This is a genomic window from Magnetospirillum sp. WYHS-4 (genome assembly GCA_039908345.1).
GTDB lineage: Bacteria > Pseudomonadota > Alphaproteobacteria > Rhodospirillales > GLO-3 > JAMOBD01.
Genome location: JAMOBD010000020.1, coordinates 1 through 22844 on the forward strand (window position 1 = coordinate 1; position 22844 = coordinate 22844).

The window sequence follows — 22844 nt, forward strand, 5'->3', positions numbered from 1 at the left end:
GTGGTGGCGCGCAATGTCGAACATCGCGGAACATATGTCAATCATCAAAATGGAACATGAGGAACAAAAACCGATTGGCGAGGCGGAAGGGGACGGCGAAGGTGGGGGGCGGATTCGTGGACGGATCGCGGAAGTCCCTTCCGGTAAGGCGGTCCTTCCCCCATAATGACCCGACCGGAGAAACCGCGAAGGGGGCGACGGTGAAGATCGATATCCAGATCGACGGACCCACGGCGACGATCCACCTGACGGGCGAGATTACCGCACAGGATCGCGCCGCTTTCGAGGAGGTCGCCGCGAAGGCGTTGGCAAGTGGACCGCAGCAGGTGGTGGTCGACCTTTCCCGGCTCGATTTCATGGATTCGGCCGGATTGGGATTCCTGCTCATCCTGCTCAAGATGGGTGAAGAAAAGGGGGCGGCCGTGGCCCTCGCCCAACCGCGGGGCGACGTCAAGGATCAACTCGAACTGGCCCGCTTCAACCTGCTGTTCGACATCCGCGATTCGGCCTGACGCAGATCCCCCTTGACCATTCCGCCGACTCTGCGAAGCTGCCGGTGGAACTGGGGAGTTCCCGGAGGGGCCCATGCAGTATCGTATCCATGAATCCGACGGCACGGCGGTCCTGTCCATCGAAGGGCAAGTCGTGGTGACCGACCGGTCCGAGTTCGCCGTCGTGGCGGCCGATGCCCTGGCCCGGCGCCCTCATCGGCTGGTCGTCGATCTCGGCGCCGTCGAGTTCATGGATTCGGCGGGTCTCGGCCTGCTGCTCCTGTTGCGCGACGAGGCCCTCGCCCGCCAAGTCAAGGTGATCCTGCGGGGAGCCCAGGGCCAAGTCCGGGAATTGTTCGAGACGGCCGGCTTCGAACTTCTTTTTCCGATGGCCGACTAATACTTTCCGTTCCGCGTCTTTCCGTGTAGAACCCGGCCATGACCCTGATCGTCCAAAGTGCTCCCCTGGCTGAATTCTGCGCCCGCCTGAAGGGCGTCGACTACATCACCGTCGATACCGAGTTCATGCGCGAGAAGACCTTCTGGCCCCAGCTCTGCGTCCTGCAGGTGGCCGGGCCCGAAGAGGCCATCGCCATCGACGCCCTGGCGCCGGGGATGGATCTGGCGCCGCTGTTCGATATCTTCGTCGACCCGTCGGTCCTCAAGGTCTTCCACGCCGCCCGCCAGGACCTCGAAATCTTCTACCACCTTATGGGACGCCTGCCGGTGCCGGTCTTCGACACCCAGGTGGCGGCCATGGTTTGCGGTTTCGGAGAACAAGTCGGCTACGACACCCTGGTCGCCAAGCTGGCCAAGGCCCATATCGACAAATCCTCGCGCTTCACCGATTGGGCCATCCGACCCTTGAGCGCCAAGCAGATTGGCTACGCGTTGGCCGACGTAACCCATTTGCGCACCGTCTACGACAAGCTGAAACGCCGCCTGGACCGCAATGGCCGCGCCGGCTGGCTGGACGAGGAAATGGCGACCCTGACGGCGCCCGAGACCTACGCCGTCGATCCCCAGGAGTCCTTCCGCCGGCTCAAATCCCGTAGCGCGTCGCCGCGCATGCTGGCGGTCTTGCGCGAGGTGGCGGCCTGGCGGGAACGCGAAGCCCAGCGCCGCGACCTGCCGCGCAACCGCGTCCTGCGCGACGAGGCCTTGCTGGAGATCGCCCACCACACCCCTTCCACCGTGTCCGACCTGGCCCGCACGCGCGGCCTCGGCGCCCGCTTGGCCGAAGGCTCCCAGGGTGCCGCCATCCTGGAGGCAGTGCGGCGCGGCCGGGAAGTCCCCGAGGAGGAATGCCCCCGTCCGGAGGACAAGCCCTTCCTGCCCCGGGGCATCGGCCCACTGTCCGACCTGCTCAAGGTACTGCTCAAGATGAAGTGCGAGGAGTTCGATGTGGCCCAGAAGCTGGTCGCCTCGGCCTCGGACGTGGATATGATCGCCGCCTTCGGCCCCGAGGCCCAGGTACCCACCCTGCACGGCTGGCGGCTGGACGTCTTCGGCCGGGACGCCCTGCGGCTGCGGGCGGGCGAGGTCGCCCTGGCCGGATCGCTGGACGGCATTCACACGGTCGATATCCCTTCTCAGGAAGCCGTCGCCGAGCCCGCGCCGTAGCGCAGGTCGATTTCCGCCGCGATCCGCTGCGCCGCCTTCCGCTGCCCCGGGCGAACCCGGAAAGCGCGGTCGATGCCTTCGGCCAGGGGCGCCAGCAGATCGATGGCCCTGGGATCGGGAGTCGCCAGATCGGCCAGCAGGCGCCCGCAGACCCGGGCCAGCGACCGGCACATCTCGGCCACATGGCCTTGGGCCGACGCTTCCAGGCGCCGTTCGATATCGCCGGCCAGGAAGTCGAGCCGGGCGAGATGAGGCTCCAGCCGGGCACCCGGCCATGCGCCGTCGACCAGTTCGCGGATCCGCGCCACCCGCCAAGTCACCTGGACCGCATGGCGTTCCAGTTTCTGCCCGTCGACCACGCGGCAGGCCCGATCCACCAGACGTTCGATCTCCGGATCGGGACAGGATTTCTCGATCTTCAGGAAGGCCGTGTTGGGTACATGCACGAGGGGCACGATCTCGCTCCCCTCGCGCGGAGCTTCGCGGCGCGTCGGGCCGATATAGTCGTCGGTCACCACGAAGGGCTTACGCTTGTGGACCAGTCCGGCGATCCGCTCGGCCAGCGAAGCCGCCGGACTCTGCAGGATGACGATGTCGTCCGAACCGGCGTCGATGGCGGCGCGGATACGATCGGCCGTCGGGCTGCGCATCAAGGTAACGACGAGCGCGAAAGGATTTCGACCGCATTCCCGGTTCCGCAGGCGGCGGATCTGTTCGCAGACGTCTCCGCCGGGCAAGTCCCCGTCGCAGACCAGCAGGTCGGGCAGAGCCTCGTCCAGCGCCTTGGCGATGGCGTTCGCGGCGGAGATGTCGCGGATGTGCGAGAAGCCGCGCCACCGCAACTGTTCTTCGATCGCCCGACAGGCCGGATCGTCGCAGGCGCCGAAGATCAGGTTCAGCCGGGACATTCCGAAGTTGAAGGCGCGGGTCCGGTCGAGACTTCGGATGAAAGCGGCCGTCGTCTTGCCCTTCTGGGCCGGGAAGAGGGATGCCATGACGGAACTCCGTTCGTTCTGAACAGGTCGCGTATCAAGGCTACCGCGAAGCCTCCCGGCGGAATGTAACCCAGATCACCTTGCGGCGAGGTCAGGTGGCGGCGATTTGCGGCTTCAGGTTCATGGCACGGGCCAAGGTGGCGAAGCGCCGGTCGACGGCTTCGCCGATGAACACATCGGAATCGCTCGGCAGAACCAGGCGTAGCGTGCCGCCGCCGTTCAATTCCAGGCGACAGGTGGGCAGCAGGCCCGGCGCCCCGCCCGAGACCGTACTGGCCAGCCGCAAGGCATAACCCAGCACCTGGGAGCGGGCCGACTGGTCATCGTCCAGCAGGCGGCGCACCGGCGCCACGATGGCGGCGTCCGGACTGCCGTTGTAGCGCACGAACACGGCCAGGGCGAGGAACACCCGATCGGCATGGGACAGGCCGGCGAAGGGCAGACGCAGCACGCGATGGAAGGCGATTTCGGCCCGGTAGTCGGGATGCTCGCTCCAGCCGATATCGCTGACCAGGCAGGCGGCATAGCGCAGGCGGCGCCCCAGGTCGCCCTCGCCGGGAAACAGCGGGGCGCTCCAGTCCAGAAGCTCCTTGCCGCCCGAGGCGAAGCGGCCGCTACGCTCCGCCAGGGTCTCGCAGGCGGCGATCAAGGGGTCCTGGTGCTGCAGTTCCGGCGGCAGGCCGCGCAAGAGCTTACCCTCGCGCATGCCGAAGGCGGAAAAGACCACGTCCTTGGGCCGTACCGTTTCCAGCAGGGCCCCCATCACCGCCGCCGCGCAGACCAGGGTGGAGACGCGGCGCCGCTGCACGCCGGGAATCTTTTCCAGCGACTCCCGGCTCAGCCCTCCGATCAGGCGGACCAGGCGGGCGGCATCGTCGCGCGGGATGGCGTAGTTGTCGATCACGTGCAACGGATAGCCGATCTGGTCGATGAAGATGCGAGCCATGGCCCGCCAGGACCCGCCGACCGCATAGAAGCTGCGGTTTCTCATCTCTACCAGCCACGGTACCGAGGCGAAATGACGGGCGATTACGTCATGGCCCTTCCCCTTGGCGCACACTGCCTCGGAAAGCCGCAGGTGCCCCAGGGGCAGGGTGGCATGGCGACCACAGCCGCCCTGGTCGAGTTCCACCAGATCCAGGCTCCCCCCTCCCAGGTCGCCCAGCACGCCATCGGCGCCGTGCACGCCGCTCAGCACGCCTTCGGCAGCCAGCTTGGCTTCCTCCTCGCCGCTCAACACCTCGACGGGCAGGCCGAAGCGGCGTCGGATTTCGGCCACAAGATCGGGCCCGTCCAGGGCCTCGCGCACCGCGGCGGTGGCCACCAGGTCAAGCCGCTCCACTCCCATGGCCTGCGACAGGCGGATGAAGCGGGCCAGACTCTTCATGGCCATGAACACGCCCTCGGGATTGAGGCGCCGGGTCTCCGTCAGCCCACGTCCCAGCTCGCACTGGGCCTTTTCGTTGAAGATGGGAAAGGGCAGCCGTGTCGGCGTGTCGTAGACCACCAGACGTACCGTGTTGGACCCGATATCGACTACGCCGACGCGTCCCGCGCAGGCACCATCGGCCTTGCGGGGCTTGGAGGCCCTTCCTGCCTGGCGGCAGCGCGTCATGGAAGCGTCATGCTTTCGTCGGCCGGTCATGCGATATAAGCTCTTTCGTGCCGGGAACCTGCCACAAGCGAGGGGGACTTTGCAACGCCACCTCCGGGCAGGGAGACGACAATTCCGTAATCCGGAGGACTCCGTGAAGATCCTTTACCTGCTGCGCCACGCCAAATCGAGTTGGAAAGACCCGGCCCTGGCCGACTTCGATCGCCCCGTGAGCGGCCGCGGCCGGCGCGCGGCCAAGGCGATGGGCGACTATATGGAAAATCGGGGGATGCATCCGGCGACGGTACTTTGCTCGGCGGCGGAACGCACCCGTCAGACCTTGGATCTCGTCCACCCGGTGCTGGGCGCGGATGTCCCGGTGGAGGTGCGCCGCAACCTCTATCTAGCCGATCCGCAGGCCATCCTGACCGAACTGGCGGCCTTGCCGGATTCGGTTCCGTCGGTGCTGGTGATCGCCCACAATCCCGGCCTGCACGATCTTGCGGTAGCCTTGGCCGCCAGCGGCGACAAGGATCTTCTGGAGGCCCTGTCCGAAAAATTTCCCACCGCCGCCCTCGCAGTCCTGACCAGCGAGGCATCCCGATGGAAGGATCTGGCCAAGGGCGGACTGCACCTGGAGGATTTCGTCCGTCCCAAGGCGCTCGACAAAGAGTGACCTATCCGACGGCCAGTCCCGTGCGGCAGCGCACGAATGCCTCGATGACCCGGTCGGCGTGGGTCATGTGATCGACCAGCCAGTCGTCGATGAAGCTGCGTACGACGAGAGCGTTGGGCCGCGATGGATTGGATTGGTAACCGCGCCGGAAGTCGCCCAGGGCTTCCAGCAACATTTCGTGTTGTTCCGAATGGGGGCCCATGCCGGGATAGGCGGCGCGGCGCATCCAGGCTTCCTCGCGACGGAAATGGATCTGAAGTTCGTCGGCCAGCACGGCCAGCGCATCGTCGAAGCCCCGGGCGTCGTGCTCCCCTTCCTCGAGAACCAGGTCGAGGACGGCGATGTAGTCCTCGATACGGTCGTGGTCGCGCTCCAGGGACCCCATCAGAAGGTCGGCATCCACCTCGTGACTCTCGTAGTGTTCCATCGGAAGCTCCTCAGCGCCGGTTCCAAACTCAGATTGGGTGCAACCCGCCCGACGTCAAGGGAGCGACGCTCAACGGGCCGTCGGAACCACATCCACATCCCCGATGGCGGCGTATTCGATGGTCTCCCCACTGCCGTCCAGGTCGACAATGATGATGTCGCCTTCGATATGTTGTTCGTCTTCCGGATGGGTATTGAAGTAGTTCCAGACGAAACAGGCGGCCAGGATTTCCCCCGGTCCGGCCGGAGTTCGGCTGTCGCGTTCGGTGAAGGCCAGAAGGACGGCACGCGCCTTGTGCAATTCGGCCTCGGCGCGCTGAACCTTGTACGGCACATGGCGCGAGAATTCGGCGAAACGATCATCGGGAATCGCGAAGTCGGCCATGACGCCGGCGATGAAACAGCATACGGTCCGCATGAGTACCTCCTGACGGCCGAACCATATAGACCGAGCGCGGCCCGGATGGAATCGGTTTCCTCGCGGCCGTCCGCGACGTATGATGCGGCCAAGCCTTCGCAAGACCGGGAGACCCTGGCATGACCAACCTGCGCCGCCTCAGCGATCACATCATGGAGGCCCACACCCTGGCTTGCGGGGAAAAACGCAAGGAAATCGCCGAAATCCTCCTCAAGGCCCTGGAGATGGAACTCAGCCGTCTGGGCCTGCACGAAGGGGAGCGCCGCCGCAGCATGGCGATGCAGGAAGAAGCCTTCGTCCGTCACCGCGAAACCTTTCCCGGCAGCCATCTTTGAAGGCGAGTGACTACCGTCACAGCGCCACGGCCCTCCACCCCCTATTCCGGACCAGGAATTAGTCGGGATTGGTTGGGGGTACAGCCATCCTGGACTCCGCCGGGTCGCTTGTCTCCCCTTGGGCGGCGAGGATCCGGCGGACGAAAGGGATCGTGATGTTCCGCCGCGAGGCCAAAGCCGCCTCGTCCAACGCCGCCACCCAGCGCCGGGCCGCCGCGAAGGAACGGTCGATGCGTGCCGCCAGGAAGGGCACCACCCCCGCTTCCACCTTGAGTTGCCGGTCGGCGAACAGCTTGACCAACACCGCCGCCAGCAACGCGTCGTCGGGCGCACCGATGGCCACCGCCGGCGCCGCCAGCAGCCGCGAACGCAGATCGGCCAGCGGCATGTCCCAGAGAACCGGCGGACGCCTTGCCGTCAACAGGAGATGGCCGCCGCAATCGCGCAGGCTGTTGTAGAGATGCAGCAGTGGCCGTTGCAGGCCGCGCGCCAGCAGGGCTTCCGCATCCTCGACCACGCAGGCCTTGCCCGGGCCGATCAGGGCCTGCGGCTCCAGGGCTGCCAGATCGGCCCCCGTCGCCTCCCGTCCGCCGCAGTGCGCCAGGAAGACCTGAGCCAGATGGCTCTTGCCGCAGCCGGCTGGGCCGTGCACCACCAGGGCCGGCGCAGGCCAATCGGGCCAGCGGTCCAACCAAGCCACGGCATCGCGGTTGCCGTCGGCGACCAGGAAATCCTCGCCGCCCAAGGCGGGCCGATGCTCGAAGGCCAGAATCAGTTGGTTGCTCAAGCGCCCCGCCCCAGGTAAAGCCGGCTCGCCTTGTAGCGGGCCAGCCAATAGCGCAGCAGGACGCCGATGGCCGCCGCTACCGGCACCGCCAGTAGCACGCCGGTGAACCCGAAGACGACCCCGCCAGCCATGATCGAGAAGATCAGCCAGACCGGATGCAGACCCACCTTCTCGCCCACCAGCTTCGGCTGGAGCATGTAGCTCTCGATTCCCTGCCAGACCGCGAAGACCGCCAGCACCTTGACGATCAAGCCCACGCCCTCGCCCTGGAACAAGGCCACGGCAAGCCCGGCAAGGATGCCGATCGCTCCGCCGACGAAGGGAACGAAGGACAAGGCGCCGGTGACGATGCCGATCAGGAGACCGAAATCCAGCCCCACCAAGGTCAGGGCGAGGCCGTAGTAGGCGGCGTCGATCAGACAGATCAACCCCTGGCCGCGCACGAAGGCGGCGACCGTGCGGTCGATCTCGGCGGCCTGCTCGCGGATGGCCGGCGCCGCGTCCCGAGGCAGGGTGCCGTCCAGCCAAGCCACGATGCGGTCGTAGTCGCGCAGCAGGTAGAACGACACCACCGGGGTGACGATCAGCAGGGACAGGATGCTGAACACCGCCAAGCCCCCGCTAAGGATGCGGCGGGCGATGCCGCCCAGCCAGGTTATCGCCTCGCCGGCGTGGGACTCGGCAGCCCCCTTGAGCTTGGCCACCTCGTCCGGACTCAGGCGATCCCAGAGGGTCTGCAGCAGGGGCGCGGCCCAGTCCCGTACCGCCGCCAGCACGTCGGGCAGACGGGCAGCCAGTTGCACGATCTGAGCCTGCAGGGGCGGCGCCAGCAAGGCCAGAGCCAGTCCGACCGAAATGAAAAAGCCTCCCAGGATCAGGCTCACCGCGAGGCCGCGCGAGGCGCCCTTGGCCTCCAGCCGATCCGCCAGGGGATCGAGGAAGTAGGCCACCGCCATGCCGGCCAGGAAGGGCATCAACATTTCGCGCAGCAGGTAGATCAAGCCGGCGGCCACCAGGAAAGCCGCCAGCCAGAACCACGCCCGGGCGGACGCGTCGCGGGCAGTCGTCATGGCGGGTCCTCCATCATCATGGCCCGGCAGCCCCAGGTCCAGACATAGGCGGCGCCGGAAACCGCCGTGGTCGCCGCCACGGCGAGGACCAGGATGCGGGAGACGGCCGTCACCTCGAAGCCGAGACCCACCGCCCCCAGCACCCAGCCGGCGAGAACGATCTGGGCGAAGGTGTTGACCTTGCTGACCTTGAGGGGCTCGGCCTTCAGGTCGTTGGTCAGGGTCTGGTAGAGAATGGCGCCGCCGACGATCAGCACGTCGCGGAAGACCACCAGGATGACCAGCCAGATCGGCAAGTGGCCGGTGTAGCCCAGGGTGAGGTAGGCGCAGACCAGCAGGGCCTTGTCGGCCAGGGGGTCGAGGAAGCCGCCGATCACCGTCTCGGCGTGAAAGCGCTTGGCGATGAAGCCGTCCACCGCATCGCTGACCCCCGCCCCCACGAACACCCAGAAGGCGACGTCGAGCCGCCCGTCCAGGATCAGCCAGACCAGGATGGGCACGGCGATCAGCCGGCCCAGCGTGATCAGATTGGGAACGGCCTGGATCACGGTCGCGGCGCGGCGGTTCCGCCGCCTCCGCCCAGGACCGGAATGCCTGCCGTGGCCGACCGCAGCATCCACTGGTCCCCTTCCAGGGCCAGGGACAGGTCGGACTGCTTCAGTGCCGTCACCAGTTGCTGGGGGTCGCCCAGATGGTGCAAGGCGATGCGTACCGAGTCCCGCGACATCTGGATCACGTCGATCTGACGGACCACGGCCACGCCTTCCAGGCGGCGCCGCACCTCCAGCCAATCCTTGAGGCCATTGACCGGAACCATAGCCGGGGTAATGCCCATGGCATCGAAGCGCAGCACGTTGATGCGCTTCCACTCGTCCTGGACCTGGACAGCCAGGGCGGACGCCGCGCGCCGTAGCAGGGTGTCGGCATCCTCCCGGCCTTCGGCGGCCAGGCTGATGGACGAACTGGACACCAGCCCGCCCGGCCCGAAGCGCGAGACGGCGATTTCGACCACCGGCACGCCCTTGCGGGCGTCGGTACGCAAGACGGCGCGCGGCACCAGGGCGCCGGCCGCCTCGTAGCGCTGGGCCAGGGTCATCAGGGCCTGCGCCTCGCCCTTGTTGGCCCGTTCGACGGAAACCGTCGCGACATCGGCCAGATCGCCGAGCGGAACGACCAGCGGCACCAGGCCGTCGTGGCTGGGCATGGCCTGCCAGGCAGCCTTCCAGGGATTGGGGGCCTCCCACAGCGTCAGGGGCCCCTGGCCCTGGAACAGGGGCACGACGACCAGAGGCTTGCTTTCGGTTTCGGCGAAACCGACCCCCTTGTCGCGCAGCAGCTTGCGTACCGCTTCCGTCTTGAAGCGAAAGACCAGGCGGCCGATGTAGCGCACCGACGAGGCCTTTTCCTCGGTCACCCCGAAGTCGCTGACCAAGGCCGCCAGTTCGGCCCGCGAAGGCGGCGGGATCTTGGCATGGTCCTCGGCCAGCACCAGACGGTGAATCAGTTTCGTGAAGGCGAGGGTCTCGGCGGCGGCGTGGGCCTTTTCGCGCGCTTTGGCGGCGGTATCGGCGGTTTCGTCGACCCGCACGTCCTTGACCTCGTATGGATTGGCGAGGGCGGCGGCGGCGAACGACAACAGGCCGGCAACCAGGAAAAGGCCAGCGAAACAGCGGCGATGGGTCATTGCAATGCGATCCGGATCGGGTATTGTTTCCCCCTCGAAAGCGTGCCCACTGTAGCACGTTCGGCGGGAGGGAAAAGAGATTAGCAAGCTCAGCTACAAGGATGCGGGGGTCGACATCGACGCCGGCAATTCGCTGGTCGAGGCGATCAAGCCGCTGGCCCGGTCGACGGACCGCAAGGGCACCATGGGCGGCCTGGGCGGATTCGGCGCTTTGTTCGACCTGAGAGCGGCCGGATTCAAGGACCCCATTCTGGTGGCGGGCACCGATGGTGTCGGCACCAAGCTTCGGGTCGCCATCGCCGCCCGGAAGCACGACACGGTGGGCATCGATCTGGTGGCCATGTGCGTCAACGACTTGGTGGTTCAGGGCGCGGAGCCGCTGTTCTTCCTCGACTACTACGCCACCGGCCGGCTGGAAGTGGCCGCCGGACGCGACATAGTCGCCGGCATCGCCGAAGGCTGCCGCCAGGCAGGCTGCGCCCTGATCGGCGGCGAGACCGCCGAGATGCCGGGCATGTACGAAGGCGACGACTACGATCTGGCCGGCTTTGCCGTCGGCGCGGTGGAACGCGAGGCGGTGTTGACCGGCACCCGGGTCCAGGAAGGCGACATCCTGCTGGGACTGGCATCCAGCGGCCTGCATTCCAACGGCTATTCCCTGGCCCGCAAGGTCGTCGAGGTAACCGGCCTCGATTACGGCCGCGAAGCGCCCTTCATGCCCGGGCGCAGCCTGGCCGAAGCCTTGCTGGCCCCCACCCGCATCTACGTCAAGCCCTGCCTGGCCGCCATGAAGGCAGGCGGCGTCAGGGCACTGGCCCACATCACGGGGGGCGGGCTGGTGGAAAACATCCCCCGCGTCATCCCGGCGGGTCTCGCCGTAACTCTGGACGCCAGCCGCTGGCAGGTGCCGCAGGTCTTCCGCTGGCTGGCCCGCGCCGGCGGCATTCCGCCGTCCGAGATGGAACGCACCTTCAATTGCGGCATCGGCATGGTGGTGGCGGTCGATCCGGCCCGCGCCCGGGCCCTGGAGACCCTGTTCCGCGAATCCGGCGAAACCTGCGCCGCCGTCGGCCGCATCGTCCGCCAGGAGGAAACCGACGGCGCCCGGGTGGTGGTCGAAGGCCTGGACGAACAGTGGCACCTCTAGCCAAACTCAAGGTGGCCGTGCTGGTTTCCGGGCGCGGCAGCAACCTGCAGGCCCTGATCGACGCCTGCGCCGATCCCGCCTACCCGGCTGAGATCGTCCTGGTTCTGGCCAACATCCCCGGCGTCTTCGCCCTGGAACGCGCGGCCAAGGCCGGCATCCCCACCACCGTGGTAAGCCACAAGGACTACCCGGACCGGACAAGCTTCGAGGCGGCGATGAACGCCCGCCTGGAATCGTCGGGTGCCGGTTTGATCTGCATGGCCGGCTTCATGCGGCTGCTGACCGACGGCTTCGTGAACGGCTGGCATGATCGCCTGATCAACATCCACCCGTCCCTGCTGCCGGCCTTCAAGGGCCTGCACGTCCAGGAAGCCGCCCTCCGGGCCGGGGTGCGCTTCTCCGGCTGCACGGTGCATTACGTTCGCCCGGCCATGGACGCGGGTCCCATTCTTGTCCAAGCGGTGGTGCCCATCCACCAGGATGACGACGCCGACCGCCTGGCGGAACGCATCCTGGAGCAGGAACACGTCATCTACCCCTTGGCCGTCCGTCTGATCGCCGAGGGCCGCTGCCGGGTGATCGACGAACGGGTCGTCATCGAAGGCGCCGGGCCGGCGCGGGGGGCGTTGGTCAATCCGGCGGCAGGATAACCGGATTCAGGTTCAGCAAGAATCGGAAATCCGTACCGCGGCAGTCCGTGGACGCAAACGGCCCCAACTCCTCGCGGAGATGGGGCCGTTCGTCGTTCTCGAACCGCAAGCTTCAGCCGACCACTTCGGTGGCGCTGAAGAAGTAGGCGATTTCCTTGGCCGCGTTCTCGGGAGAGTCGGAGCCGTGCACCGAGTTCTCCTGGACGTTTAGGCCGAAGGCCTTGCGGATGGTGCCTTCCGCGGCGTTGGCCGGGTTGGTGGCCCCCATGATCTCGCGGTTGCGCAGGATGGCGTTCTCGCCTTCCAGCGCCTGGACCACCACCGGTCCCGAGCACATGTAGTCGCAGAGTTCGCCGAAGAACGAGCGTTCCTTGTGAACCGCATAGAAGCCCTCGGCCTGGGCGCGGGTCAGGCGCAGGCGCTTCTGGGCCACGATGCGGAGCCCCGCCTCCTCGAAGAAGGCGTTGATCTTGCCCGTGATGTTGCGGGCGGTGGCGTCCGGCTTGATGATCGACAGAGTGCGTTCGATAGCCATGCTTTTCGAAACCCTTTTCAGTCCCCTCGGTCGCCCTTCGTGCCGCAAGCGGCCCCCTCGGGCGAGGGGCGCGGTATACACCCTCGTTCCCCCCTTGGCAAGCGGGAGGGAATTCGCAGACCGGCCCTGTCGCACCAGCCGATTGGATGCCCACGCGGCGAAATCTTTCTGGAATTTAACAAACTACACTGTGAGTTTATTGACGTTTTCTTCCATCCGTCGCTATCATGGCTTCGGCTGGAAATCCGTGGGGGCGGAAATCCGGACCGATATACAGGGAGGCGCCGGCCATCGGCGCCCCATTCGGGATCGGGAGGAAGACGGCGATGCAGTCACTGCGTCGGCTGTTGGCGGTTCTGGCCCTGCTCTGCACGGCCGACCCGGCCTTGGCCTATGATGTCGAGTTGCGCTGGGGCCACGTCACCACCACTTGGCAGCGGATCAACCTGGTCCTGATGTCCGTGGCCGAGAAGGTGGCCCTGGACGACGAATGGCTCGACAAGCTGAAGGCGGTCAAACCGGCGGCGGGAGCCGGAAGGACGGCGGCCGACGTGAACGAGGCCATCGCGGCCTTCCGGCGCAAGCTGGACAAGCTGAGCACCAAGCACAAGGTCGATCCGGCACCGACCCATCGTCCGGACATCGCACCCGACGGAACCCTGGCGGCGGCCTATCTGGACTCCGGATTCCTGCTTGATGCCCTGATCCTGCAGGTGGTCAAGAACGACCCCGTCCGGGTGATCGGCCAGTACTACCCGCGTTTCGAGGACGCCAAAGGAGGCGAGGCCGAGACCTACGGCCTGATCCTGCAGGCGGACGAGAGGCTGGCGGCCATCATGGCCGAGCTTGGCGTGAAATAAGGGAGGGACGGGACATGGGCGGCATGCGCATCCGGACCTTGGGCATCGCGTTTTCCATCCTGCTGGCGGTGGTGGCGGCGGCGGTCGCCGGCAGTTCCCTGATGGTGACCAAGCAGGTGGGCGGCATCGGCAAGACCTGGGACGAATTCGACCAGGGCCCGGGCCGCAAGGTCTTCCTGCTCAGGAATCTATACGAGGCCATCGGCTTCGGCGGCATGATCCACGAATTCAAGGACTACGTGCTGCGGGCGGAGCGCTGGTCGATCCCCCGGGTGCACGCCAAGTTCCGCGAGGTGGCGGTGGTGTTGGCTGCCTACCGCCAAGCCGGTGTCAATCCGCGCGAGGAGGAAGCGCTCAAGACGCTGGGCGGCATGTTGGAATCCTATGCCGACGCCATCGTCAAGGCGGAACGCCTCTGGGCTTCGGAAAAGCCCGCCGGCATCATCGACTTGGAAATCAAGGTCGACAACGGCCCGACCCTCGCCGCCCTGGCGGTGTTGATGGAGGAGTACGAAAAGTCGCGCGCTTCCTCCTCGTCGGCGGTGACCGGGACGGTGAACGCCGTTTCCGCCCTGAGCAGCGGGACCACGGTGGTGGTGTCCCTGGTGTTGGGCGGGTTGGTGGCGTTGATGGCTTGGTTCTCGGTGGTGAGGCTCGGGCGGCCGCTGGCCCGCATGACCGAGTGCATGAACCTGCTGGCCACCGGCAACAACGACGTGGATATCTGCGCCCTGGAGCGGCGGGATGAACTGGGCGAGATGGCCAAGGCGGTCCAGGTCTTCAAGGGCAACGCCCTCAGGGTCAAGAGCATGACCCAGGAACAGGAAGCTTCGGCCCGGCGCAGCCAGCGCAAACTGCAAAGCGAGGTGCTGGCCCTGACCAGCGCCATGGAGGAAGAGGTCCAGGGTGTCATCTCGGTAGTCATCCAGGAAGCCGAGAGCCTCCAGAAGCTGTCCGACGAGATGGGGCGCGCCGTGGCCGACGTGGAGCGGGCCTCCCAGGGAGCCGCCCAGGCCTCGGAAGCGGCCAGCGGCAACGTCCATGCGGTGGCGGATGCCGCCCAGGCCCTTTCGGCCAAGGTGGGCCAGATCACCAGCCAGGTCGCCGAGTCCCGCCAAGTGGCCTCGGAAGCCAGCCTGGAGGCCAGAAAGGCCAACGAGATGGTGGGCGGCCTCGCCCAGGCGGCCTCGAAGATCGGCGAGGTGGTCGAACTGATCTCGGACATTGCCGAGCAGACCAACCTGCTGGCGCTCAACGCCACCATCGAGGCGGCCCGCGCCGGCGAGGCCGGCAAGGGCTTCGCCGTGGTGGCCTCCGAGGTAAAGAACCTGGCCAACCAGACGGCCAGGGCCACTGAGGAAATCGGCAGCCAGATCGCCGCAGTCCAACAAGCGACGCAGGCCGCCGTCGGAGCCATCGAAAGCATCGGCCACACCATCGAGCGCATCGACGCCGCCACCTCGACGATTGCCATCGCCGTGGACGAGCAGGCCCACGTAACCCGCGAGATCGCGGAAAACGCCCGCCAGGCGTCCGACGGGACGCAGCGATCTTCGTCCAACATCGCGGACGTGGCCCGCAACACCGTGGAGACCGGGCGGCGGTCCCAAAACGTCAAGGCGTCGTCCGCCACCGTGCGCAGCCGCATCGAGCAAATGCGCGATTCGGTGACCGACATCATCCGGGTCAGTTCCGACGACCGCATGAGCCACCGCCATACGGTGAACCTGGCCTCGACGGTCACCTTCCAGGCGGAGAACCGGCCCTGCCTGCTGCACGACCTGGCGTTGGCCGGCGCGGCGATCATCGACCGCCGCCTGGAAGGCGCCCGCCGCGGCGAGCCGATGGAACTGGACATCCCCGGCCTGGGGCGCATCGCCGGCACGGTGATCGCGGTGACCGAATTCTCCACCCACATCGACCTGGACTTCTCCGACGATCAGGTGCAACAGGTGGAAGACTTGGTGCAAAAGCGCGCCCGCAAGACCGCCTGAGGACCCATGACCGCACCGCCCCCCCTCGCCCGTCACAAGTGGTTGCTGATCCTTTTGGCCGCCCTGGTGGCCGGGTACGGGTTCCATGCCTCGGGGGCCGGGTATTTCCATTGGCCGCGCTTCTGGTCGGTGGGATTCGGCATCCAGGGCGGAATGGTCTTCTTCGCCATCCAGGCCTTCTTTCCCTTGGCCAACGTGGTCATCTTCCCCGCGCTGTCCCTGGGCGGGATGCTGGCCGGCATCGATTTCCTTGGCATCTGGGGCTACCTGGCGGGCGCGGTGGCTCTGGCCGTCTGGCTCACCGCCCAGCGGCCCCGCCGTTCACCGCCCGTCGCGTAGCTGTAGAATCCGGTCGGTGGCCCGCAGCAGGGTGACCAGATCCCCCGGGCCGGCCGGGCGGGGCACCACGTGCTCCAGCCCGTTCGCCAGGTAAAGGCTGGCCTGGCCGGGAAAGAGGGCGCGGGCGAAAGCGCGGCTCTCGCTTTCCGGGATGAAGGGATCGCCCCGGCCGTGGATCAGCACGAAGCGGGCCTTGAGCGCCCCCAGCGGCAGGCGTTTGGGATCGAGGCGCGCCAGTTCCTCCTTGATCGCCGATGGCAGGGCGGCCAGCAGGGCGGGAACCTTCTCGGGATCACGGTTTTCCAACAGGCTGGCGACCGCTTGGCCCTCCGGGCCAAGGCCGGCTTCCAGGGCGGCGATATCGGCATCGCGGTCTGCCAGGCGGCGCCACGCCATTTCGGACAGCAGGGCCCGGTCGCCGGGCGAGTCCAGCCGTTCCGCGTAGGATTGCAGGAAGACCCACTTGCCGGGAGCGAGCGGTTCCCGCCGTTGCCACGGCTCGCCGGGACGGTCGCGGAAATGGCCGGTGGTCACGTAGGTCAGCAGGGTTTCGATGTCGTGGTAGCCGCCCACCAGCACCGCGAAATCGACCCGTTCCGCCGCGCCGGGGCCCGCCAGTGCCACCATGGCGGGGCCGGCAGCGTAGGAGACAGCCACCAGCCCCAGGGGTTGGCGGGGTTCCTGCCGCGCCGACAGTTCGACGAGGGCGGCGGCGATGGGTTCGCTGTCGGCGCTGCCCAGCCTGAGGCCGCGCAGGCCGGGAATCTCGGGCACCAGGACGCGGAAGCGGGCGCGGGCCAGGCTTTGGGCGAAGGCGACCACGGCCCGATCATCCTTGCCGGCCGGTGTCGCACCGGGCACCAGGACGACACCGGCCCGCGCCCCTTGGCCCGGCTCGTAGAGATCGCCGCCGGGCAGAACAAGGCGGCGGGGCTGGGGAACCTGCTCGCGCAACGGGCTGGCGCCATCGCGTCCGGCGCGGACGTCCAGCAGCACCAGCCCCGCCTCGATCAGACGGCCCGGCTGGCCGGTCCACCACATGAACAGGGCGGCGACCACCGCCGCCGCCCCGATCCGGAAAAGCCAGGCACCCTTCACCTTGCCCAGGTGCGCAGATACTGGCGGATGTTCTTTTCCATCTCGGCGTTGAAATCGTTCATCGCCGCCTCGGTCATCTCGTACCAGACCTTCTCGCGGTCGTTCAGCGAGGAGTCCTCGCGCACGGTCTTGGTGCGGACGACCGCAGCCTGGGCATGGCCGGCGCTCAGACCCCGGCCGTCGAAGACCTCGACGATGGCTTCCAGGCGCAATTCGTAGCGTTGCGACTGTTCCTTGGTGAATTTGGCCTTGAGATCCTTGTCCGTTTCCAACTGCACTTCCTTCACCGAAGCGTCGACGATGGTGAAGGTGGCGCCGTCCCGGCCGCCCGGCATGGACTTCAGGCGATCCTGGGCCCAGCGCTGCAGGGCCGCCTGGGGCTGGATGGGGAACTGGTGTTCCACGTTCGGCGCCTGGAAGGTCGGCTGGAATCGGGAAGCGACCTTGACGCTCGCCACCTCCAGATTGATCGGATGGAGATTGGCGAAGGAGATCTCGGGGAAGCGTTGCGTCGGCGGGGTCTGGCAGGCCGTAAGCACGGGCCCGGCTATCAGCGCGGCGACGAACAGGAGGATGTGCTTTCTCATGGTGCCCGATAATGCGCCCGGCGCATGACGCCTGCAAGACTCCCTTGTCCGGTCTGTCGCTGACAGACGATATGACCGCCCCGGCGGGGCTTGAATAAGTTCGCTATGTGTACTGTCAACTAGTGATAATATTGACTGCGATGCCTATGTGATCTAGAAATGCGGTCGGTGGCCGCCCGGAGTGTGTCACCGACCCTATGCCGCCGGCACCCACCGGCGGCTTTTCCGTTTTGGCCGTCCGCCGCAAGGTGGGCGGCTTTTTCATGCCTGGAGAAAAGTCATGAAGCTCTCGAAGACCGTCGGCCCCAGCTACAACGTGAACGCGGCCGATACCCTGGAAATCAAGCGCGCTCTCAATCGCCTCGGTTTCTATCCCATTCCGCCCTACGGCCTGACGGACCTGCCCGACGGCGCCATGTTCGACGGCATCGAGGCGGTGCAGCGCCGGCTGGGATTACCGCCCACCGGCGTCATGCGTCCCAATGGCCCGGAACATCGGGCCATAGCGGCCAGCCTGGACCGCCAGGAGGCCGCGGGCGGGGCCGGTGGCCCCGGCACCGTGCATGTCCAGGCCTACAGCCAGAGTCGGGCCGGCCATGCCGTACAGGTTTCCGCCCACGAACGGGGCGCCCTTCGATCCCTACGGAAACAAGCCTAAGTTACGAGGGCTCTATCAAGCCGTGACCATTCGCGCCGACGATGGCCACCGTGTCCGGGTCATGTACGTTAACCCGCATGTTCGAAGCGGGGCTCGGGTCGAAATGGGAACACCCATCGGTACCGCCCAGGACTTGGCAAAGGGCTATCCGCCAAAGAACGGGGGCCGCATGACCAACCACGTTCATGTCGACGTATGGAAGAACGGTTCCTTCAAGGACCCGTCATCGATCCTGCGTAGAAGGTAGGGGGATGCCGAAAGGGGGAGGGGCCGGCGTACACGTCATCCTGACGGGACCGACCTCCCCCTCGATGCCCCTGAAATTGACGATCCAGCCATTCCGGGTTGCTCGAGCCGTATGGTAATAGAGATGCTCGGCGGCATCACCTTCACCGAAAACCCGAACGGCGACATCGGCGTGAAGATCGTTTCCACCAGGAGGGATTCCTGGACGGAAATAGCAGGATCTCTCGATCCGGTATCTCATGCCTTCCGGTTCTTTGTGGGTTCGCGGCACGTCCTCGCCGACCATCGTGCAAAGGTCGGGAGACGACCGCGCCAGACAGGCCAGCAGGGTCTCCACGGCGCAGACGGGCGTCCGGGGATCGCCGATGCAGTCGGAGGTGGCGGTGGTCGCCGTGATGCTGCGGATTTCGCCTTCGTCCTTCCCGCCCGCCCAGGCGTCGGCGGCCAGGGCGATCAGCCCCGCGGCGACAAGAAGGATTCCCGGATGGCGCCTCATGATCGCGGAATTATCCTGTATCCAGATATACTGGACAAGCATGGAATGCAGCCAGAGTCCCGGAGATGCCAAAGGGAAGCGACGGGTCTCCGGCCCAGGCGCCCCGCTACCCCTCCAGCTTCCAGGGCGGGTCGGGGAGGACCTGGAAGAGGTCGCGCAAGCCCTTGCCCCAGCGCTGGCGCAGGTCGTTGAAGTAGGGATCGTCGTCGCTGACCAATTGGTGGGTGGCGACGCGAAAGGCGTCGCGGCGATAGAGCAGCAGGTCGATGGGCGGGCCCACCGTCATGTTGGAGCGGATGGTCGAATCCAGGGACAGCAGGGCGCATTTGGCGGCCCGCTCCAGGTCGGTTTCCACCGTCACCACCCGATCCACGATGGGCTTGCCGTACTTGGTCTCGCCGATCTGGAAATAGGGGGTTTCCGGCGTCGCCTCGATGAAGTTGCCGGCCGCGTAGATCATGAACAGCCTTGGCGCCTCGCCCCGGATCTGGCCGCCCAGGATCAGCGAGATGTTGAACTCGACCCCGGTTTCCTTCAGCGCCTCGCCGTCCAGGTTGTGGACTTGGCGCACCGCCTGGCCGACGAGGCGGGCGGCCGAGAACATGTCCTCGGCCTGCAGAAGGTTGCGGTCGGCTTCGGCGGCGCGGATGTCGCGGTCCAACGCCGCCGCCACCGCCTGGGTGATCGCCAGGTTGCCGGCCGAGAGCAGCACCAGCACCCGCTTCCCCGTCTGTTCCCAGACCCGCATCTTGCGGTAGGTGGAGATATGGTCCACCCCGGCATTGGTCCGCGAGTCCGAAGCGAAGACCAGTCCATCCCCGAGCGCCATCGCCACGCAATAGGTCATTGGGCCTCCCCTCCCCGTTCCGGCTCCGCCATGTCCTTTACCCGAACCGCCACCCGCATGTCTTCCGCTCCGCCCCCCTGCCGCAGGCCGCGCACCGGCGCCGCGCCCTCGTAGTCGAAGGCCACGGCCAGACGCACGTAAGCCTCGGTGGCGCTCTGGCAGTTGGAGGGATCGAAACTCACCCAGCCCAGGCCGGGCACGAAGGCTTCGGCCCAGGCGTGGGTGGCGAGATGCCGGCCGTCGCCCGCCGGAACCAGCAGGTAGCCGCTGACGTAGCGCGCCGGCACGCCCCAAGCCAGGCAGCAGGCGATGAACAGGTGGGCCTGGTCCTGACAGACTCCGGCACCCTTGACGAGGGTTTCGGCAGCCGTGGTCGCGACGTGGGTCTGGTCCTGGTCATAGGCCACCAGGGCGTGGATGCCGGAGGTCAGAGCGTGCAGGCCGGACAGCAGGTCGTCATGAGCCAAGCGGGCCGCCAGATCGCGTACCCCGGCGTCGGGCTGGGTGCGCGGAGTGGCGCGCAGGAAGGCCTCGGGCGGCAGACCGCCCGGGACGTGGGGCAGCACGCCATGAGTCTCGAAGGTCTCCACCTCGCCCGAGGCCAGGATGGGCAGATGGTGATGGTCGGCGTCCTGGACGACGGTATGGACGGCGTTCCCGAATCCGTCGGTCCAGGGCGTCAGGCGGCCCGGCGCCTCCACTTTCCAGGACAGCACCCGCTGGACCGCGTCGGCGCGCGGCGTCAGGCGCACGTACTGGATCGAGGTATTCGGCGCTCCGTCGTAGCGGTATTCCGTCAGGTGTTCGATGGCGAGCCGCATGTCTAGGACGCCATCAGGAAGTCGACGTGAAGTTGGTTGCATAGCCGGTTGGCGTCGGCGACGAAGCGCGCGCAGTAGGGAGCAAGGCCGTCGGCCAACAAGTCCTCCAGCCGCCCGAACCGCAGGCTGGAATGGATCGCCCCGGCCAGCCGGGTCCCCTCGCAGGGCGGGCAGAGTGTTTCCAGGTGGTTGTGGACGATATCCATGCAGAAATGCAGGGACCGGGGCTGTTCGGCGTCGAGGATCATCAGGCGGGCCACCCGCGACGGAACGACGTCGCTGCCGTAGGCGGCCCGATAGGGCTGAAGGGCGTCGAAGCCGCGCAGGATGCCGGCCCAGCGCAGTTGCCGGGCGGCTTCGGCATCGCGGCGGTCGTCCATGACCTGGAGGATGCGGGCGATGTCGTCGGCCCGTTCCAGGAAGGTGCCGAGGCGCATGAAGTGGTAAGGCTCGCCGCGCCGCATGGTGCCCAGGGCGATGCCACGCACCAGCTGCGAGCGTTCGCGCACCCATTCGCCGAAACCGATCAGGCCCCTTTGGCGCAAGGCCGGGCCGTCCAGGGTGCGGGCTTCCAGCCACATTGCGTTGATGGCTTGCCAAAGTTCGGTGGGCAGGACGCTGCGCACGGCGTGCGCGTTCTCCCGCGCCGCCTTCAGGCAGGACAGCACGCCCGACCCGTTCGACCAGTCGAGGACCGCGTGCGAGATGACATCGATGCCGTTCACCGCGCCGTATTTCCTGTCGTAGGCCTCGGTACCGCCGGAAATCGCCAGCACCGGCGCCCAACAGGAAACGGCGTCGACGCCGCCCGACAGGGACAGGTGGTTGGCGGCATCCAGAACGCGGGCCAGGTTCTCCGCACGCTCCAGGTAGCGGGTCAGCCAATAAAGGTGGTCGGCGGTGCGGCTCAGCATGGGTCGTCCTCCAGCACCCAGGTATCCTTGGTCCCGCCCCCCTGCGAGGAATTGACCACCAGCGAGCCCTCGCGCAACGCCACCCGCGTCAGCCCTCCCGGCACCAGCACCGGCCTCTCGCCCATCAGCACGTACGGGCGCAGGTCTACGTGGCGGGGCGCGATGCCTTGCTCGACCAGGGTCGGACAGGTGGAAAGCGCCAGAGTCGGCTGGGCGATATAGACCTCGGGGTGGGCCAGGATGCGGGTCCGGAAGTCCTCGATCTCCTTCTGGCTGGCGGCCGGCCCCACCAGCATGCCGTAGCCGCCCGAGCCATGCACCTCCTTGACCACCAGTTCGGGCAGGTGTTCCAACACGTACCGACGGTCGTCCGGCTTGGACAGGCGCCAAGTGCGCACATTGGCCAGGATGGGTTCCTCGCCCAGGTAGAAGCGGATCATCTCCGGGACGAACAGGTAGGTGGCCTTGTCGTCGGCGACCCCCGTGCCGATGGCGTTGGCCAGCGTCACCCCGCCGGCCCGGTAGACCGACAGCAGCCCCGGCACGCCCAAGGCCGAATCGGGCCGGAAGGCCAGGGGGTCGAGAAACTCGTCGTCGATGCGCCGGTAGATCACGTCGACCCGCTTGGGGCCGCGGGTGGTACGCATCCAGACCCGGCCCTCGTCGACGAACAGGTCGCGGCCTTCCACCAGTTCGATGCCCATCTGCTCGGCCAGGAAGGCATGCTCGAAATAGGCGCTGTTGTAGTAGCCGGGAGTAAGCAGGACCACGGTCGGCTCGCCAGGGCAGGCGGGCGGGGCGACGGCCCGCAAGTTGGCCAGGAGGCGCTCCGGATAGGCCTCGACGGGAGCCACCCGGTGGCGGGCGAACAGCTCGGGGAACAGCCGCATCATCATAGCCCGGTTCTCCAGCATGTAGGAGACTCCGGACGGCGAACGCAGGTTGTCCTCCAGCACGTGGAATTCGCCGGGAGCGGTGCGCACCACGTCGACGCCGGCGATATGGACGTAGACGTCGCGCGCCACGTCCAAGCCCTGCATCTCGGGCCGATAATAGCGGTTGACCAGCACCTGCTCCCTGGGGATGACGCCGGCCTTGAGGATCTCCTGGCCGTGATAGATGTCCTTGAGGAAGGCATTCAGCGCCCTGACTCTTTGACAGCACCCGTCCGAAAGCGTCCGCCATTCGGAGCGCGACAGGATGCGCGGGATGGGATCGAAGGGGATCAGCCGTTCGGTTCCTTCCTCGTCGCCGTAGACCGCGAAGGTGATGCCGAGGCGGCGGAACAGTTCGTCGGCCTGGGCATGCTTGGCCGGCAAGGTTTCAGGCGCAGCGGAAAGCAGCCAATGCTCATAGGCCCGGTAGGGTGCCCGCACCCCGCCATCGGGCGATTTCATCTCGTCGAATGCCATGCGCGCCAGCCCTCTCCGCTGCCTTCACGAGCCTGACGTCGCAAGGAGCATGCCGGGACGAAAGGGGCGGAAAACCGCCAGGCGGAGCGCGACGGGTGATTAATAACTAGCCATTATGTCAGATGTGAGCATGTTTTGGGC

General features: G+C 66.9%; 27 protein-coding genes. 11 read left to right on the forward strand and 16 right to left on the reverse strand.

The genetic code is table 11. The features are described from left to right. The first annotated feature begins 200 nt into the window (after positions 1-200). The 3 genes from H7841_07735 (at position 201) to rnd (ending at position 2114) form a co-directional block, all read left to right on the forward strand. Complete coding sequence (locus tag H7841_07735; GenBank protein ID MEO5336767.1) at positions 201-512, forward strand: STAS domain-containing protein; 312 nt, start codon at positions 201-203, stop codon at positions 510-512. Positions 513-585: 73 nt separating this feature from the next. Next, on the forward strand, positions 586-891 hold the full coding sequence (locus tag H7841_07740) for an STAS domain-containing protein (GenBank protein MEO5336768.1): 306 nt from the start codon (positions 586-588) through the stop codon (positions 889-891). 38 nt (positions 892-929) lie between these two features. Continuing rightward, positions 930-2114, forward strand: coding sequence for a ribonuclease D (gene rnd, locus H7841_07745; GenBank protein ID MEO5336769.1), 1185 nt, complete (start codon positions 930-932; stop codon positions 2112-2114). Here rnd and H7841_07750 read toward each other — a convergent pair. Both H7841_07750 and H7841_07755 read right to left on the reverse strand, forming a co-directional pair. After that, entirely contained in the window at positions 2084-3109 is a 1026-nt protein-coding gene (locus H7841_07750) for a response regulator (GenBank protein ID MEO5336770.1), read from the reverse strand. The two genes, rnd and H7841_07750, sit on opposite strands and share 31 nt — an antisense overlap. Before the next feature lie 91 nt (positions 3110-3200). Beyond that, a complete protein-coding gene (locus H7841_07755) occupies positions 3201-4724 on the reverse strand; it encodes a Ppx/GppA family phosphatase (protein ID MEO5336771.1) in 1524 nt (507 codons plus the stop codon). Positions 4725-4857: 133 nt separating this feature from the next. On the opposite strand from H7841_07755, the gene H7841_07760 reads away from it, so the two are divergent. Continuing rightward, positions 4858-5379 (forward strand): histidine phosphatase family protein, encoded by a 522-nt coding sequence (locus tag H7841_07760; GenBank protein ID MEO5336772.1) that lies wholly within the window; start codon positions 4858-4860, stop codon positions 5377-5379. A 1-nt stretch (position 5380) separates the two neighbouring features. On the opposite strand, the gene H7841_07765 is transcribed toward H7841_07760, so the two are convergent. Further along, positions 5381-5806 (reverse strand): hemerythrin family protein, encoded by a 426-nt coding sequence (locus H7841_07765; protein ID MEO5336773.1) that lies wholly within the window; start codon positions 5804-5806, stop codon positions 5381-5383. Positions 5807-5875: 69 nt separating this feature from the next. Continuing rightward, positions 5876-6223 carry a hypothetical protein gene (locus H7841_07770; protein MEO5336774.1) on the reverse strand — a complete coding sequence of 116 codons (348 nt, stop codon included), beginning with the start codon at positions 6221-6223 and terminating at the stop codon, positions 5876-5878. Between the two features lie 119 nt (positions 6224-6342). Between H7841_07770 and H7841_07775 the strand changes: the two genes are divergently transcribed. After that, a complete protein-coding gene (locus H7841_07775) occupies positions 6343-6558 on the forward strand; it encodes a hypothetical protein (protein ID MEO5336775.1) in 216 nt (71 codons plus the stop codon). Between the two features lie 58 nt (positions 6559-6616). Here the strand turns inward: H7841_07775 and H7841_07780 are convergent, their stop codons facing one another. The 4 genes from H7841_07780 to H7841_07795 are packed head-to-tail and all read right to left on the reverse strand — an operon-like array spanning position 6617 to position 10099. Further along, on the reverse strand, positions 6617-7345 hold the full coding sequence (locus tag H7841_07780) for a DnaA/Hda family protein (GenBank protein MEO5336776.1): 729 nt from the start codon (positions 7343-7345) through the stop codon (positions 6617-6619). Next, positions 7342-8415 (reverse strand): AI-2E family transporter, encoded by a 1074-nt coding sequence (locus tag H7841_07785; GenBank protein MEO5336777.1) that lies wholly within the window; start codon positions 8413-8415, stop codon positions 7342-7344. Before H7841_07785 ends, H7841_07780 begins: the two co-directional genes overlap by 4 nt. Then, positions 8412-8963, reverse strand: coding sequence for a CDP-alcohol phosphatidyltransferase family protein (locus H7841_07790; GenBank protein ID MEO5336778.1), 552 nt, complete (start codon positions 8961-8963; stop codon positions 8412-8414). The genes H7841_07785 and H7841_07790 overlap by 4 nt, the downstream gene beginning before the upstream one ends. Further along, positions 8960-10099, reverse strand: a complete 1140-nt coding sequence (locus H7841_07795; GenBank protein ID MEO5336779.1) for a DUF2066 domain-containing protein — start codon at positions 10097-10099, stop codon at positions 8960-8962. The genes H7841_07790 and H7841_07795 overlap by 4 nt, the downstream gene beginning before the upstream one ends. 79 nt (positions 10100-10178) lie before the next feature. Between H7841_07795 and purM the strand changes: the two genes are divergently transcribed. Then, positions 10179-11246 carry a phosphoribosylformylglycinamidine cyclo-ligase gene (purM, locus tag H7841_07800; protein MEO5336780.1) on the forward strand — a complete coding sequence of 356 codons (1068 nt, stop codon included), beginning with the start codon at positions 10179-10181 and terminating at the stop codon, positions 11244-11246. After that, the gene (gene purN, locus H7841_07805; GenBank protein ID MEO5336781.1) at positions 11234-11896 is read left to right on the forward strand and encodes a phosphoribosylglycinamide formyltransferase; all 663 of its coding nucleotides are present in this window, start codon (positions 11234-11236) and stop codon (positions 11894-11896) included. Before purM ends, purN begins: the two co-directional genes overlap by 13 nt. 112 nt (positions 11897-12008) lie before the next feature. Here the strand turns inward: purN and ndk are convergent, their stop codons facing one another. Then, a complete protein-coding gene (gene ndk, locus H7841_07810; GenBank protein MEO5336782.1) occupies positions 12009-12431 on the reverse strand; it encodes a nucleoside-diphosphate kinase in 423 nt (140 codons plus the stop codon). A 326-nt stretch (positions 12432-12757) separates the two neighbouring features. Between ndk and H7841_07815 the strand changes: the two genes are divergently transcribed. The 3 genes from H7841_07815 to H7841_07825 are packed head-to-tail and all read left to right on the forward strand — an operon-like array spanning position 12758 to position 15624. Continuing rightward, positions 12758-13291 carry a hypothetical protein gene (locus H7841_07815; protein MEO5336783.1) on the forward strand — a complete coding sequence of 178 codons (534 nt, stop codon included), beginning with the start codon at positions 12758-12760 and terminating at the stop codon, positions 13289-13291. Between the two features lie 14 nt (positions 13292-13305). Next, the gene (locus tag H7841_07820; protein ID MEO5336784.1) at positions 13306-15285 is read left to right on the forward strand and encodes a methyl-accepting chemotaxis protein; all 1980 of its coding nucleotides are present in this window, start codon (positions 13306-13308) and stop codon (positions 15283-15285) included. A 6-nt stretch (positions 15286-15291) separates the two neighbouring features. Beyond that, on the forward strand, positions 15292-15624 hold the full coding sequence (locus tag H7841_07825; protein ID MEO5336785.1) for a hypothetical protein: 333 nt from the start codon (positions 15292-15294) through the stop codon (positions 15622-15624). Here the strand turns inward: H7841_07825 and H7841_07830 are convergent. Both H7841_07830 and H7841_07835 read right to left on the reverse strand, forming a co-directional pair. Further along, positions 15607-16722 carry an alpha/beta hydrolase gene (locus tag H7841_07830; GenBank protein ID MEO5336786.1) on the reverse strand — a complete coding sequence of 372 codons (1116 nt, stop codon included), beginning with the start codon at positions 16720-16722 and terminating at the stop codon, positions 15607-15609. The two genes, H7841_07825 and H7841_07830, sit on opposite strands and share 18 nt — an antisense overlap. Then, positions 16719-17309 (reverse strand): hypothetical protein, encoded by a 591-nt coding sequence (locus H7841_07835; protein MEO5336787.1) that lies wholly within the window; start codon positions 17307-17309, stop codon positions 16719-16721. Before H7841_07835 ends, H7841_07830 begins: the two co-directional genes overlap by 4 nt. A 280-nt stretch (positions 17310-17589) precedes the next feature. On the opposite strand from H7841_07835, the gene H7841_07840 reads away from it, so the two are divergent. Then, positions 17590-17967 carry a peptidoglycan-binding protein gene (locus H7841_07840; protein MEO5336788.1) on the forward strand — a complete coding sequence of 126 codons (378 nt, stop codon included), beginning with the start codon at positions 17590-17592 and terminating at the stop codon, positions 17965-17967. A 223-nt stretch (positions 17968-18190) separates the two neighbouring features. Here the strand turns inward: H7841_07840 and H7841_07845 are convergent, their stop codons facing one another. From H7841_07845 to H7841_07865, 5 genes are all read right to left on the reverse strand, one after another. After that, positions 18191-18709: a hypothetical protein gene (locus H7841_07845; protein ID MEO5336789.1), complete on the reverse strand. Its 519-nt coding sequence runs from the start codon at positions 18707-18709 to the stop codon at positions 18191-18193. A 106-nt stretch (positions 18710-18815) separates the two neighbouring features. Next, the gene (locus H7841_07850) at positions 18816-19556 is read right to left on the reverse strand and encodes a proteasome-type protease (protein ID MEO5336790.1); all 741 of its coding nucleotides are present in this window, start codon (positions 19554-19556) and stop codon (positions 18816-18818) included. After that, positions 19553-20377, reverse strand: coding sequence for a transglutaminase family protein (locus H7841_07855; protein ID MEO5336791.1), 825 nt, complete (start codon positions 20375-20377; stop codon positions 19553-19555). The genes H7841_07850 and H7841_07855 overlap by 4 nt, the downstream gene beginning before the upstream one ends. A gap of 2 nt (positions 20378-20379) precedes the next feature. Next, positions 20380-21291 (reverse strand): alpha-E domain-containing protein, encoded by a 912-nt coding sequence (locus tag H7841_07860; protein MEO5336792.1) that lies wholly within the window; start codon positions 21289-21291, stop codon positions 20380-20382. Continuing rightward, complete coding sequence (locus H7841_07865; GenBank protein ID MEO5336793.1) at positions 21285-22703, reverse strand: circularly permuted type 2 ATP-grasp protein; 1419 nt, start codon at positions 22701-22703, stop codon at positions 21285-21287. Before H7841_07865 ends, H7841_07860 begins: the two co-directional genes overlap by 7 nt. Positions 22704-22844 lie beyond the last annotated feature (141 nt).

What these genes read in the sequence shown, in the direction of transcription:
- H7841_07740 (MEO5336768.1), top strand. Translation starts at nt 586, where the DNA reads ATGCAGTATCGTATCCATGAATCCGACGGCACGGCGGTCCTGTCCATC.
- rnd (MEO5336769.1), top strand. Translation starts at nt 930, where the DNA reads ATGACCCTGATCGTCCAAAGTGCTCCCCTGGCTGAATTCTGCGCCCGC.
- H7841_07750 (MEO5336770.1), bottom strand. Translation starts at nt 3,109, where the DNA reads ATGGCATCCCTCTTCCCGGCCCAGAAGGGCAAGACGACGGCCGCTTTC.
- H7841_07755 (MEO5336771.1), bottom strand. Translation starts at nt 4,724, where the DNA reads ATGACGCGCTGCCGCCAGGCAGGAAGGGCCTCCAAGCCCCGCAAGGCC.
- H7841_07765 (MEO5336773.1), bottom strand. Translation starts at nt 5,806, where the DNA reads ATGGAACACTACGAGAGTCACGAGGTGGATGCCGACCTTCTGATGGGG.
- H7841_07770 (MEO5336774.1), bottom strand. Translation starts at nt 6,223, where the DNA reads ATGCGGACCGTATGCTGTTTCATCGCCGGCGTCATGGCCGACTTCGCG.
- H7841_07775 (MEO5336775.1), top strand. Translation starts at nt 6,343, where the DNA reads ATGACCAACCTGCGCCGCCTCAGCGATCACATCATGGAGGCCCACACC.
- H7841_07785 (MEO5336777.1), bottom strand. Translation starts at nt 8,415, where the DNA reads ATGACGACTGCCCGCGACGCGTCCGCCCGGGCGTGGTTCTGGCTGGCG.
- H7841_07795 (MEO5336779.1), bottom strand. Translation starts at nt 10,099, where the DNA reads ATGACCCATCGCCGCTGTTTCGCTGGCCTTTTCCTGGTTGCCGGCCTG.
- ndk (MEO5336782.1), bottom strand. Translation starts at nt 12,431, where the DNA reads ATGGCTATCGAACGCACTCTGTCGATCATCAAGCCGGACGCCACCGCC.
- H7841_07815 (MEO5336783.1), top strand. Translation starts at nt 12,758, where the DNA reads ATGCAGTCACTGCGTCGGCTGTTGGCGGTTCTGGCCCTGCTCTGCACG.
- H7841_07820 (MEO5336784.1), top strand. Translation starts at nt 13,306, where the DNA reads ATGGGCGGCATGCGCATCCGGACCTTGGGCATCGCGTTTTCCATCCTG.
- H7841_07825 (MEO5336785.1), top strand. Translation starts at nt 15,292, where the DNA reads ATGACCGCACCGCCCCCCCTCGCCCGTCACAAGTGGTTGCTGATCCTT.
- H7841_07835 (MEO5336787.1), bottom strand. Translation starts at nt 17,309, where the DNA reads ATGAGAAAGCACATCCTCCTGTTCGTCGCCGCGCTGATAGCCGGGCCC.
- H7841_07840 (MEO5336788.1), top strand. Translation starts at nt 17,590, where the DNA reads ATGAAGCTCTCGAAGACCGTCGGCCCCAGCTACAACGTGAACGCGGCC.
- H7841_07845 (MEO5336789.1), bottom strand. Translation starts at nt 18,709, where the DNA reads ATGAGGCGCCATCCGGGAATCCTTCTTGTCGCCGCGGGGCTGATCGCC.
- H7841_07850 (MEO5336790.1), bottom strand. Translation starts at nt 19,556, where the DNA reads ATGACCTATTGCGTGGCGATGGCGCTCGGGGATGGACTGGTCTTCGCT.
- H7841_07855 (MEO5336791.1), bottom strand. Translation starts at nt 20,377, where the DNA reads ATGCGGCTCGCCATCGAACACCTGACGGAATACCGCTACGACGGAGCG.
- H7841_07860 (MEO5336792.1), bottom strand. Translation starts at nt 21,291, where the DNA reads ATGCTGAGCCGCACCGCCGACCACCTTTATTGGCTGACCCGCTACCTG.
- H7841_07865 (MEO5336793.1), bottom strand. Translation starts at nt 22,703, where the DNA reads ATGGCATTCGACGAGATGAAATCGCCCGATGGCGGGGTGCGGGCACCC.